We start from the raw sequence: 12,431 nt of genomic DNA, 5'->3' as shown, positions 1-12,431 counted from the left end.
AGACTCCTCGGATTCATCACACCCAACTACCCAATGAATGGGATCACGTCCCAATCATTAGAACTTGTTCAATCAAGCAAAGTATCGCGACCAGGCCGCGGCACTGTCGCGGTTGGACATTCACCACCTCCGCGCGCGTCATGACCCCTGGGCCGAGACTCCTCCAAGTGCTACAACCCCCTCCGCCATGGACGTCTTCAAGGAGTTCCGCTTCGAGGCCGCGCACCTGCTCCCGAACGTCCCCCCGGGCCACAAGTGCGGCCGCCTCCACGGCCACTCCTTCCGCGTCGAGGTCCACATCCGCGGCCCCGTCGACCCCGCGAGCGGCTGGGTCCTCGACTTCGCCGACATCAAGCAGGCCTTCAAGCCGCTCTACGAGCGCCTCGACCACCACTACCTCAACGAGATCCCCGGCCTCGACAACCCCACCAGCGAGAACCTCGCCCGCTGGATCTGGCGCGAGCTCGGCGACTCGCTCCCGGGCCTGAGCAAGATCGTCGTCCGCGAGACCTGCACCTCGGGCTGCATCTACGAGGGCGAGTCCGACTGAGGCTCCGCGCGGCTCCGGACCGCTGGCTGCGCGCAGCGTCTCCTTCGTGTCCGTCGCAACGTCGCGCCCAAGCGCTCCAGTATCCGTCGCGGGCCGGGCGTCCCTGGCGCGAGCTCGGCGACGGACTCAATCCGGGACGTAGGCGAGCTGCTCGCAGTCTGCGTCTACGGTCATGCGCTCGCTGCTGCGGCAGTGGGACAGATCATCGAGGATCGCCGCCAAGGTCTCGTCGAGCTCAACCACGCCTGTAGGTGGGTAGCCCGTCGAGTAGCTGATCGAGAGCCCGGGCAGCCACAGCTCAATGACGGGGAGATCCGTCGGCACACCGCTCGGGAGCTCGCCGAGGCCCTGCGCGCCGCTGGTCAGCGCGGAGATTCGTTCCGTCACTTCGTCGTTGGTCGGGTCCGAGAGGGTCGCGGTCGCCCGTCCGTCGAAGCTGCCGTCGGGTTGATGAGCGCGCAGCTCGACCGCGCTCTGGTTGCGATAAAGTGTGAGCACGCGGCAATCTTCACATAAGGCCGGCGTGGTCCGGTAAAGGGGTGCGGACTCGAGCGGGGGGCCGGTCGTGGGGTCTTCTTCAATGCAGCCAAGGGCGGCGACGGCGATTAGTAGTGTTGGGAGGTTGCGCATTCTAGTCTCGCTGTTCGCAGCAACATTTGACTGCGGCGTTGACCTGCCAGTCGACAGGTTCGTTGCAGTCGTGTGCGATCTCGACGCCAATTCGGTCAGGGTCCTCGCACCACTCCAGGATGGTGTAAATTCGGTAGGTGTGGCCTCCGCATCCGTTGGTCACACAGACGCTCCCCTCTGCCTCACAAACTTCAGCGCATGTCGAGACCTCGCTCTTGTCTGCGCATTCACCGTAGGTTGGTGTGCAGACCCCCTCCACGCACTCGCCGACGCCCGGGAACGCGGGCCCCGCGGGCTCACACATGCCGTCACAGTCCTGGGTTACTGAACGCGAGCTACACGCGACCGTGAGCGTCAGGGTTGCCAGCCACAGCTCGTATTTTGTTGGCATTAGTAGGCGCCTCCGAATCCGACGGGGTACGCGCTGGTGGGTGTCGTCACGGGTGGCTCGCAGACGAAGTCACGCTGGTTCGGCACGCATCGCCACAACGGGCTCTCGTGCTTCGGATTGTCTGGTTTATACCAGAGGATATCGGAACAGCCATCACCGTCAAAATCCGCGACGTAGGGGCTGTAGTCGAGGTTTGTCGACAACGTGACTGATGCGAACGTCTCGTCTTCGGAGAAGTACCATATCTTCGATGTCTCTTTGACCGCCTCTGCGTAGGATGCGAACCAGAGAATATCGGAGACCCCATTGCCATCGAAGTCACCCACGAACGGACGATACTCGCCGTCGATCTGCACATCGGCCGCCTCAAAAATCACCGCATCTTGGTTGCTGACTGACCACCACATGACATCGGCGGAAACACCAGCTGAGTACCAGAAAATATCGGTCATCTCGTCACCGTTAAAGTCTCCGAGGATCGGCACGTACTCGGCGTCATCTGCGAGCCCGAGGCTCCCCGCGTCCGCAGGACCACTCTCGATGTAATCGAAGGGATTCCCGGCGATCCACTGCCAGACCGAAAACTCGACATACTGCGGATCGTACCACAGGATATCATTCCCTCCGCCGCCAAAACCTCGGTATCGACCCGCGAGTGGATATGCGTATCCCGCATGGTTCATGGGAATCGCCAACAAGCCTGAGTCATCCAGGACGAGAAGAGGGTCATCCTCGACGCCTGGACGATACAGGAGGATCTGATCACCGATCCCCGACGTGAAGCTACCAACTACGGGCACCGCGTAGCCGTCAAGATCAATATTCCAGGGGTCGAGGGCGACGCCATCGTTGAGCACAAGCCAGTCAGCGAGGACCGGGCCGGGGCCGTTGAACAAAACGTCCAGATCACTGACGGTGCCAGCGAGGTGAGCATTGACTGGACGAGTACGCCCTTCGACGTCGAATGAACTCGAACACGGAGGCGTGGAACCGTCGACACACTTGTATTCGACGGCGAACTCGATCGCCTCGCCGGCTTCCCCCATCGACGTCCAAACCTCGAGTTCTGGATCCTTCGTTTTCTGCCAAAGAACACCGGTTCGCCCAGACCCATCGTAGGCGTAGTCACTGACTCCACTGACGGCACTCATCATCAGGGAGCGACGATGGCCCCAACTGTAGGTGTAGAAAGACCCGAGCCTGTCCCAGGGCGATAAGCGGGGCAAATTCTTGTTGACCCCGACACACGTATCATATGCCATGACGGAATCTGGATCGGGCGGCGTCACTCCTCGCCATGGAATCTGGCTCAAGAGCGTGCACGCCCCCCCCTCCTGTTCGCCCACCCACTGCAAGTGCTCATGAGTAAACCCCATGACGTGTCCGAGTTCATGCAGCGCGTTGATGCGCGCCTCAGTCTCGGTGCTGAAGAACCGCTGGAGGCCCAAAACAATTTCGGCGGTTCCCTCGACGTCCTCGGGGCTAACAAATTCATTGTACGGGATGGCCTCAGGATAAGTGGCAGCCCCACAACCTTGGATACAGTCAGGCCCTGTCCGTACGCGAAGAACAACACCGTTCTCTCCGGGTTGGCAGTTCCCCGAATTCTGGGACTCAGGGCTGTCATATTCAGTCAGGTGAATGAAGTTGACGTCTCCTGTACGCTCCCATGCACGGGCAGCCCACTCCATGGTTTCTACAGCGCGCGCAAGGTGTTCTTGGTGCGTGTCAGAATCCACCAAAGGCGAAGGCATGATGCGGCCAATACACCAGGTGAGCGACAGCTTCCTGCCGGCACTCCAGGCGGCGTCAAAACCTTCCACTTCGTAGTTAGATGCCACTGGCGTCGACTCGCCTGGCGGGGAGTTGGAAGCCTGTGTCTGCAGAGAATCATAAAGTGCATGAAGGCCTGCATCGGTCATCGGCTGGTCACCATCGACGAACCAGTCGCTTCCGAATGGAGTCGCATGGAGATCTGCGAACTCGTCAAAGGTCAAGTCGGCAAAGTGAGGATCGATGGTCCCCTGTTTTTCCGGACGAATGGTCCTTGGTGGCGCAGTGAATTCAATGACGCCTTGATGATCCGCCAGGGAGCCAGACTGGGCCTCCGAATTATTGGACTCCAGCGCCACCACGGCACCATCGTAGTCGTACCAGTGGTTCTCACAGCCAGCGCCTCCTGGCAGCGGCTGTTCTTGTTCACCGACCGTCGTCCCACCGGTCTCTCCCAACGGAGGGAGATCACTGTCAGATGAACACGAACAGAGCACGAACATCAGGCCAGTCGTGATGCGTCGTCTCGTCGCCGATGTCACTTCGGGGGGTCGCCTCATACCCAAGCATCCCAAGGCCGGTGGCACGGCGTCAAGCAGAGCGAGGCACTAGGCGCACGCTTTGCACGCGCCACGCAGCTCGAGGCAGCGCGCCGCCCCAATTGCTTGGCCAACCCGCGTCGCCGTCGACTTCAGACCCAACTCGCGCGGGCACCCTCGCCGGGCCCCTCGCTTCACGCCCGCGTCGGCCGTGCCCTCCCGCCGCGCCCCACGACTCACGCAGCGACCCGGCTGCCACCGCGATCACCCCCGCCGAGTCACCGCCTCGCCGTGTTGTCACACCCGCCAAGTCAGCGGACGCGCAGCTTGTCCACCTCGCTCCAAGGCCCAGGCGCGGGACGGTGCGCCCCCGCCGCACGGGCGGGGTTGTCGCCCGGATGAAGCGGCAATTTCGCCGCGCCTCCAGCGCCCCTGAACCGCCGAAGACGGTGTTCTGAGCGGATTTTGTGGCTTCCAAGGCCAGCCATGCACCCCCTGCTCAGTTTGTCCCCGGCAGAAAGGTTGCTAGCGTCGCGCCTCATGGCACTGCCAAAAGGTAATGAAAAGTACGAAACCTATACCGACCAACTCGTCTACTTCAGCGCGCGACTCGCGGCAGATCCCAAGACGGCGGGTATCGCGGAGTCTGTCGAGACGGTCCTGAAGGGCGTCGACGAGGCCCAGGCGCTCCTGACCGATGCGCGGCGCGACGAGGTTCGAGCCCGGGCGCTGCGCGACCACAAGGACGAGATCGGCGACCGCAAGGTCCGGCGCTACCGCAGGCAAGTCGATGTCGTGGAGGACGTGACCTTCGTGGTCGATCGGCTGTTCTCCCGCGGCCTCAACTATCTGACCGCGCCCCGTGGTCGCGCGCAGCTCGACCGCCTGTCCACCCTCCACTCGGCGACCGACGACCTCTTGGCCTCGGAGCAGGTCAGCGCCCACCCCGAGGCCGACGAGCTACGCGCGACCCTCGAGCAGGGGAAGGCGACGCTCGCGGGGGCGATCGACGAGCTCGAGAAGGCCGTGACGGGTTGGGAGGCGCAGACCGTCGAGCTCGCCCGGGCTCGAGACCTGTTTCGATTCCGCCGATCCAACGGCGTGTCCCAGCTCGGCGCCGTGCTCGGCGAGCTCCGGGCGCTGCTCGACGGGGACGTGCGGGCGGCCTACTCGTACACCGCGCCGGCCCGAAGCCGCGGCGGCGCAGAGGTGATCGAGGTGACCGAGGCAGACGAAGTGCCCGAGGGTGAGGCCGGCGACGGCGAGTCAGGCTGAGCCTTCTCCTCGACCGTGAGGTCGGCGCCGCCGCCCGCTGTGCGCCCCCGATCGGCGGGCCCGCGCTCAGCCCTCGCGGGTGTCGACCTCGCGGACCGAGACCCCGGCCTCGTCGAACATCGCCTTGCTGATCCGAAAGTCCTCCTCCCAGCGCTCGGGGATCTCGATCGGCCCCGGGTACACGACCTCGTCGACCCCGGCTTGGATCAGCGAGCGCGCGCAGCGGGTGCACGGCGGCCAGGTCACGTAGGCCATGCAGCCCTTGAGCGCGACGCCGATCCGGGCCGCGTGCATGATCGCGTTCTCCTCGGCGTGGCAGATCAGCGGGTACTTGAGCTCGCGCGTGCCGAGCCGCTCGACCGTGTCCTCGATGCCGCGCGGCAGCCCGTTGAAGCCGGTGCTGCGGATCTCTCGGTCCGGGCCGACGACCACGCAGCCGACCTGCGTCGAGGGATCCTTGCTCCACTGCGAGATGTGGTGGGCGAGCGCCAAGAACCGTCGGTCCCACTTGAGGTCCATCGCCCGCAGTGTCGCCGTTTATTATTTTGCTGGCCAGCTCGAGGGGTCGGGGCGCTCGCGGCACGGTCGTAAGGAGCTCCGGGCGCCGCGAGCGAGGCCCCGAGCCCGGCGCCTTGCTCCGCCCGCGGCGATCGGCCAGGGTATCGGCCGACGATGTATCAGACCTTCGAGACCCCCCGGATGTGGCTCCGACCCGTCGAGGAGGCGGACCTCGACGAGCTCGTGGCCCTCGACGCCGACCCCGAGGTCATGCGCTACATCAGCGGCGGCCAGCCCAACCCGCGCAGCGTCTACGAGCGCGAGCTCCTGCCCCGCATGCGCGCGTGGGTGGGGCGGCCCTTCGGCTACTTCAGCGCGTTCGCGGGCTCCGAGGCCGGCGCGTTCTTGGGCTGGTTTCACCTCCGGCCGAGCGTGTTCGACGACCAGATCCTCGAGCTCGGCTACCGCCTGCGCCGCGAGGTCTGGGGCCGCGGGCTCGCAACCGAGGGCTCGCGGGTGCTGCTCGAGCACGCGTTCACGACCCTCGGACAGACCGCGGTCGACGCCTGCGCGATGCCCGAAAACGCGGCCTCGATCGCGGTCATGCGCAGGTGCGGCATGCAGTACCTCGGCATGTTCACCCACCCCCGAGTCAACATGGAGCTCGCCCGCTACATCGTGCGGCGAGACTCCTGAGGCTGCTCGGGGGCGCGGCTGGGGGCTTAGCGCGAGCGCTTCTTGGCTGCGGAGGTCTTCTTCTTGGGCCGGGCCTCGACGACCTTGGGCCGGGCCTCGGCCTTGGCCTCGGCCTTGCCGCCTTCGATGACCTCGGTCGGGCCGCCGCGGGCGAGCCCGTGCTTGCCGAGGACCTCGGCCTCGATCCGGCCGAACATGTCGGAGTTCTCGTAGAGGAATTGCTTGGCGTTCTCGCGGCCCTGGCCGATGCGGTCGCCCTTGTAGCTGAGCCAGGCGCCGGCCTTGTCGATCACGCGATCTTCGACGCCGAGGTCGATGAGCATGCCCTCGCGGCTGATGCCGACCTGGTTGCCCTGCTTGGGGTTGCTCGGGTCGGGGTAGTTGATATCGAACTCGACCTCGCGGAAGGGCGCGGCCATCTTGTTCTTCACCACTTTGACGCGAGTCCGGCTGCCGGTGACCTTGTCGCCCTGCTTGATCTTGCCGATCCGGCGGATGTCCATGCGGACCGAGGAGTAGAACTTGAGCGCGTTGCCGCCGGTCGTGGTCTCGGGGCTGCCGAACATCACGCCGATCTTGGACCGCAGCTGGTTGATGAAGATGACCAGGGTCCGCCCGCGCGAGACCGAGCCGGTCAGCTTGCGCAGGGCCTGGCTCATGAGCCGGGCCTGGAGGCCGACGTGGGTGTCGCCCATGTCGCCCTCGAGCTCGGCCTTGGGCGTGAGCGCGGCGACCGAGTCGATGACGATGACGTCGATCGCCCCGGACCTCACGAGCATGTCGCAGATCTCGAGGGCCTGCTCGCCGTAGTCGGGCTGGGAGATCAGGAGATCCTCGGTCTTGACCCCGATCCGCCGGGCGTAGGTGACGTCGAGGGCGTGCTCGGCGTCGATGAAGGCGCACACGCCCGACTGGCGCTGGGCCTCGGCGAGCACGTGGAGGCACAGCGTGGTCTTACCCGAGGACTCCGGCCCGTAGATCTCCACGATGCGCCCGCGCGGGAGCCCGCCGATGCCAAGGGCGATGTCGAGGCCGAGGCACCCGGTCGGCACGACCGGCACGTCTTGGCTGGGCAGCTTGCCCTCGGCGTCGAGCCGCATGATCGACCCCTTGCCGAATTGCTTCTCGATGGTCGCGAGGGCGAGGTCGATGGCGGCGTTGCGCTTGTCTTGCGAGGATGCGGGGACGGCTTTGGACATGGTGCGGTTCTCGGGGAAAGGCTGGGTTGGGGCAGGGCCCGGTGTGGGGGGACCCTAGCGCGGGGTCGGGGGTCGGACGTTGTCCGAACGAGACAAGATGCTCAGTCGGCGGTCTGCGCAGGGGCAGACCCGGCCGGAGCGGGGGTTTGCTTGGAGCTCTGACCGGGGAGCTGGTCCCAGATCAGCTTGAGCGCCCACATGATCGTGGCGTAGCGGACGGTCTCGCGCCGACCGAACAGGCGCAGGCGCTTGTAGGTGGTGCCCTCGGCGGTCGCCACGGCGACGTCGACGGTGCCGACGGGCTTGGCTTCGGTGCCGCCGCCGGGACCGGCGACGCCGGTGGTCGACACGCCGATGTCGGCGCCGAGGCGGGCGCGGACGCCCTCGGCCATCGCGCGGGCGACCGGCTCGGACACGGCGCCGTGAGCCTCGAGGACGCGCTCGGGCACGCCGAGCTGGGCGATCTTCACGGCGTTCGAGTAGGAGATCACGCCGCCGACGAAGCAGGCCGAGCTCCCGGACACGCTGGTGACCGTCTGGCCGACGCCGCCCCCGGTGCACGACTCGGCCGTGGCGAGGGTCAGGCCCTCTTCGATCAGCTTGCGCACGAGCAGCCCGGCGAGCTCGCCGGAGCCCTCGCCCGCGTCGACGGCGTCGCCCTCGATCGCGTACAGGGCCGGACCGATCGCCTGCGCGAGGGGCTCGTCGAGGGTGGCGAGCTCGGCCGCGCTCGCGCCCGCGCCCGCGCCCGCTCCCGCTTGGCCGGGCGTGGCCTCGAGGATCAGCTGGACCTCCGGGTAGCGGGCCCGGAAGTGGACGAACATGTTGGCCAGGCCCGGCGAGCGCTCACGGGCGGCCGCGAGCACGGCCTCGACGTTGTGCTGGACCGTGGACTCGCCGCTGCCGAGCGCCCGGTAGATCCGGCGCGGGATCGGCTCGAGCTCGAAGCGCTCGCGGAGCCGGGGCTCGACCTGCTCGCGCATCATGAGGTGGAGCTCACGCGGGACCCCGGGCATCGAGAACAGCCAGCACCCGGGCCCGGCCCCGGCCCCGGCCCCGAGTGCTCCCTCGGCGTCGGGGCTGCGCACGTCGAGGGCGAAGCCGGCCGCGGTGCCGATCGGGTTGTCGAGCACGCTGGCCCCGGCCGGGAGGTCGGCCTGCTTGAGGTTGGTCTCGACGAGCTCGCGGCCCCGGGACGCGAAGAAGTCCGTGAGCCGATCTGCGAGGCCCTGATCCCGGACCAGGCCGACCCCGGCCGCGACCGCGGCGGATGCGGCCGTGAGATCGTCGGTCGTGGGCCCGAGGCCGCCCGAGACCAGGCAGACCTGGGCGTCACCCGCCGCCACGTGGATCGCGTCGACGATCTCTTGTTGACGATCGCGCACCGTGGTCGCGCGGACGACCTCGAGGCCCAGCGCACGGCAGCGACGGCCCAGCCAGGCCTTGTTCTTGTCGACGATGTCGCCCGAGAGCAACTCGTCGCCGATCGTCAGCAGGTGAGCGCGCACCCTGGGCACGGTCGTCACGCTTGCTGACCACTGAGCAGATGTCAAGATGTTCAGCCGGGGCTGGAGCCGACCCCCAGATTGGGCCTCATGGGGCTCAAAAGCAAGGCCTGGGCGGGTTGGCGCGAGATGTCGGCGCGCGGGGACAGGCTCGGAGTACAGCGTTCTCGGAGATCGCCCCGGGCCAAAATCGCGTGAATGACGCGAGGTCGGGGCCGCGCTCACGAGCCCGACTTGCCGAGTGACCCGCGCGGTCCTTTTCCCCGGTGGCCCCAGTCGACTAAGATGCCCGAACCGTGCGGATCCGCTACGCGGCCAAGACCGACGTCGGCATGAAGAGGACTCATAACGAGGACTACTTCGCTCTGATCGAGGATGAACAGCTCTTCATCGTGGCCGACGGCATGGGCGGACACGCCTGTGGAGAAGTCGCCAGTAAACTCGCAGCCGACGTCGTCGGGGAGTTCTACCAGCACTCCCGCGACGCCGACGCGACGTGGCCGTATCGCTACGACCACAACCTCAGCTACGTGGAGAATCGGATGGTCGCGGGCTTCCGCCTGTCGAACCTGCGCATCTACCAGAAGTCGCAGTCCGAGCCGAACCTGCGCGGCATGGGCACGACCGTCGTCGGCTGCCTGATCAACGGCGACCACGCCTACGTCGCCCACGTCGGCGACTCGCGCGTCTATCGGATCCGCAAGGGCCAGATCAAGCAGCTGACCCGCGACCACTCGCTGTTCGAAGACTACAAGGACGCGCGGCCCGACATGACGGAGGAGGAGGCCCGAAACTTCCCCCACAAGAACGTCATCACCCGGGCCCTCGGCATGCGCGAGAACGTGGTCGTCGACATCGGCAAGTGGGAGATCGAAGACGGCGACCGCTACGTCCTGTGCTCGGACGGGCTGTCGGGCATGCTCAGCGATCCCGAGATCAACCGGATCGTCGACAACGCCGCGGACCTCGAGGCCAGCGTTGGCGAGCTGATCGATCAGGCCAACGCAGCCGGCGGCACCGACAACATCACAGCCATGGTCGTCGAGTGCCGGTACTAGGGCTGGTTTAGACCCCCCCCGGCCGTCAGCGACTCTGCCACGCACGGCCGCTCCGCGGCCGGTCGCTCGGTCGCTGCGCTCCCTCGCTCGGTGGGCTGGTATGAGCTTCGCCGTCTGATCCGTGGCCCCCCAAGGGGGGCTTGGTCTTGCTCCCGGCCGTCAGCGACGGCGCCACGCACGGCCGCTCCGCGGCCGGTCGCTCGGTCGCTGCGCTCCCTCGCTCGGTGGGCTGGTATGAGCTTCGCCGTCTGATCCGTGGGGCCCCAAGGGGGGCTTGGTCTTGCTCCCGGCCGTCAGCGACGGCGCCACGCACCGCCTCGGTGGGCTGGTATGAGCTTCGCCGTCTGATCCGTGGGGCCCCGGCCGCTTTCGCACCCTGCCAGGAAGCAAATGTTCAAGCGCGCGTCTCGAGCCCCCTTTAGGGGGCCACGCATGCCGTTGCAAGGCACATCAGAGCCCACCGAGCGAGGAACGAGCGACCGGCCGCTTGCGGCCGTGCGTGGCAGAGTCGCTGACGACCAGGGGGGTCATAGACCCTCTAGCCAGACGAGGCGGGGGCCGGGGGCGTGGGCGGCGTCGCGGAGCATGGCGGCCCACCAGTCGGCGGGGTTGGTCGTGGCGGTGGCGACCTCGCAGGGGATTCCGGCGGCCTCGAGGCTGGCGCGGGTGCGCTCGGGGGTGAGGCGGGAGGTGACGATCTGTTGGGTCATCTCGCTCGCGCCGTTGTCGGCGACGACGATGAGCAGGTCGTCGTTGTGGGCGGCGGCGTCGAGCAGGCCGAGCCACTCGGAGTGCGGCAAGTTGGTGTCGCCGACGACGGCGACGGCGAGGCAGCCCTGGGCTCGGGCCCGGGCCCGCGACCAACCAGCAGCGATCGCAACCGCGCCGCCCATGTGCATCTTGACGTCGCACTGGTGTCCGGCGAGAGCGAGCACGCCGGTGACGCCCGGATCGGTCGCTATGAAAGTCTCGGGCGCGAGCTCGCGCAAGACGGCGAAGATGGCCTGGCGCGGGTCGGTGGGGACGAAGCCAGAGGCCGGGCGGGCGCCGTCGAGGGCGAGGCGCTCGCGCTCGAGCTGATCGGGGAGGTCTTCGAGGACCGCGACGGGATCGACCGCATCGGCGGAGTCGGAGCGCTTGGGCTCGCGCTCGGCCAGCTCGCGCGCGCGTCGGCCCGGCGGGCAGCGGCGCTCGAGCGCGGTGAGCAGCTCGGCGAGGGCGTCCGGATCGAGGCGGCCGATCGGGCGCCGATCACCGAGGGCGCTGCGGCCGACGACCTTGGTCCGCAGCCCGGCCCGGTGAGCGAGGAAACCGAGCGCGCGCTCGAGCGTGGGCGTGCACTCCTCGAGCACGACCAGCTCTTGGACGCGGCCCGCGAGCTCGAGCAGCGCGGCCTCGGGCAGCGGGTGCTCGACGGTCAGGCGCATGTAGGGCAGCCGCCGGGCCCGGATCGCGGCCGCGATCTCCGGCCCGAGGTGGGCGGCCACGACGACGGCGAGGTGAAGCTGGCCGTCGAGGCCATACTCGGCCCGCCGCTGCTCGATCCACGGACGCAGGCGCTCGAACACCGCGCGCCGCTGCTCGAGGTGGTGGCCGTAGGTCCTCGCGCTCGTGGCCAGCGCCCAGCCGCGCGCGGGCCAGCGCTCGAAGGGCCGCGCGACGATCTTTTTTGACGGGCGCGCGGACCCGGGCGAGCAGGCCCCGGCCGCGAAGCAGCGAGCGTCGCCGCGGATGACCACGAGCATGCCCGCGGCCGCGGAGATCGCACAGCCCTCCGCGACCAGCGTGAGGATCTCGCCCACGCCGCTCGGACCGAGGACCAGCAGCTGGGGGCTCGACGCGTAGAGCGAGCGATTGTCCTGGGCGCTCTGGCTCGAGCCGGGCTTGGCGTCCGCGCCCTCGATCAACAGCAGCGGCGCGGCCAGACCATGGACCACGCCCATGACCTGGAGCGCGTCGCTGGCCACGTTGACGCCGACGTGTTTCATCAGCGCGACCGCGCCGCGACCTCCCATCGCGGCCCCGAAGGCCTGGGACAGGGCCACGTTCTCGTTGATCGCCCAGCGAAATTCGATGCCGAGCTCTGCGGCGTTGCGCTCGAGGTGAAGGGCGAGCTTGGTCGTCGGCGAGCCGGGGAACGCGGTCACGAACTCGACGCCCCCGCCGACCAGCGCAGCCGCGAACGCAGACAGGGCGTCGAGCTCGGTCCCCATGTCCTGATTCTGCCACGGAGTCGGCGGGCTCTGGCCAGACCGCGAGAGCTGACTCACCGTCGACAGGGGGGGCGCCCGGGGGTAGGGTGCCGCCGAGGCACACA

At 67.6% G+C, this 12,431-nt stretch carries 10 protein-coding genes; 4 read left to right on the top strand and 6 right to left on the bottom strand.

What is annotated here, in order from left to right; all coding sequences use genetic code 11:
• Positions 1–187 precede the first annotated feature (187 nt).
• Entirely contained in the window at positions 188–550 is a 363-nt protein-coding gene (gene queD, locus ENSA5_RS18120) for a 6-carboxytetrahydropterin synthase QueD (RefSeq protein ID WP_106392937.1), read from the top strand.
• Between the two features lie 126 nt (positions 551–676).
• Here queD and ENSA5_RS18115 read toward each other — a convergent pair whose 3' ends face one another.
• Entirely contained in the window at positions 677–1,048 is a 372-nt protein-coding gene (locus ENSA5_RS18115; RefSeq protein WP_106392936.1) for a hypothetical protein, read from the bottom strand.
• A gap of 522 nt (positions 1,049–1,570) precedes the next feature.
• The gene (locus ENSA5_RS36070; protein ID WP_181197883.1) at positions 1,571–3,706 is read right to left on the bottom strand and encodes an FG-GAP-like repeat-containing protein; all 2,136 of its coding nucleotides are present in this window, start codon (positions 3,704–3,706) and stop codon (positions 1,571–1,573) included.
• A 717-nt stretch (positions 3,707–4,423) separates the two neighbouring features.
• On the opposite strand from ENSA5_RS36070, the gene ENSA5_RS18105 reads away from it, so the two are divergent.
• Positions 4,424–5,158, top strand: a complete 735-nt coding sequence (locus ENSA5_RS18105; RefSeq protein WP_106392934.1) for a hypothetical protein — start codon at positions 4,424–4,426, stop codon at positions 5,156–5,158.
• A gap of 66 nt (positions 5,159–5,224) precedes the next feature.
• On the opposite strand, the gene ENSA5_RS18100 is transcribed toward ENSA5_RS18105, so the two are convergent.
• A complete protein-coding gene (locus tag ENSA5_RS18100; RefSeq protein WP_106392933.1) occupies positions 5,225–5,677 on the bottom strand; it encodes a deoxycytidylate deaminase in 453 nt (150 codons plus the stop codon).
• 153 nt (positions 5,678–5,830) lie between these two features.
• Between ENSA5_RS18100 and ENSA5_RS18095 the strand changes: the two genes are divergently transcribed.
• Positions 5,831–6,352 (top strand): GNAT family N-acetyltransferase, encoded by a 522-nt coding sequence (locus ENSA5_RS18095; RefSeq protein ID WP_106392932.1) that lies wholly within the window; start codon positions 5,831–5,833, stop codon positions 6,350–6,352.
• Between the two features lie 26 nt (positions 6,353–6,378).
• Here ENSA5_RS18095 and recA read toward each other — a convergent pair whose 3' ends face one another.
• The gene (recA, locus tag ENSA5_RS18090) at positions 6,379–7,551 is read right to left on the bottom strand and encodes a recombinase RecA (protein WP_106392931.1); all 1,173 of its coding nucleotides are present in this window, start codon (positions 7,549–7,551) and stop codon (positions 6,379–6,381) included.
• 101 nt (positions 7,552–7,652) lie between these two features.
• A complete protein-coding gene (locus ENSA5_RS18085) occupies positions 7,653–9,068 on the bottom strand; it encodes a CinA family nicotinamide mononucleotide deamidase-related protein (protein ID WP_181197882.1) in 1,416 nt (471 codons plus the stop codon).
• Between the two features lie 284 nt (positions 9,069–9,352).
• Here ENSA5_RS18085 and ENSA5_RS18080 point away from each other — a divergent pair, with 284 nt between their 5' ends.
• The gene (locus ENSA5_RS18080; protein ID WP_106392929.1) at positions 9,353–10,114 is read left to right on the top strand and encodes a Stp1/IreP family PP2C-type Ser/Thr phosphatase; all 762 of its coding nucleotides are present in this window, start codon (positions 9,353–9,355) and stop codon (positions 10,112–10,114) included.
• A gap of 527 nt (positions 10,115–10,641) precedes the next feature.
• On the opposite strand, the gene ENSA5_RS18075 is transcribed toward ENSA5_RS18080, so the two are convergent.
• Positions 10,642–12,327, bottom strand: coding sequence for a thiamine pyrophosphate-dependent enzyme (locus ENSA5_RS18075; protein WP_106392928.1), 1,686 nt, complete (start codon positions 12,325–12,327; stop codon positions 10,642–10,644).
• Positions 12,328–12,431: the final 104 nt, after the last annotated feature.

This window comes from Enhygromyxa salina (genome assembly GCF_002994615.1).
GTDB lineage: Bacteria > Myxococcota_A > Polyangia > Nannocystales > Nannocystaceae > Plesiocystis > Plesiocystis salina_A.
The sequence above is the reverse complement of the archived record's forward strand: the minus strand, read 5'-3'. Positions and strand labels throughout refer to the sequence as shown.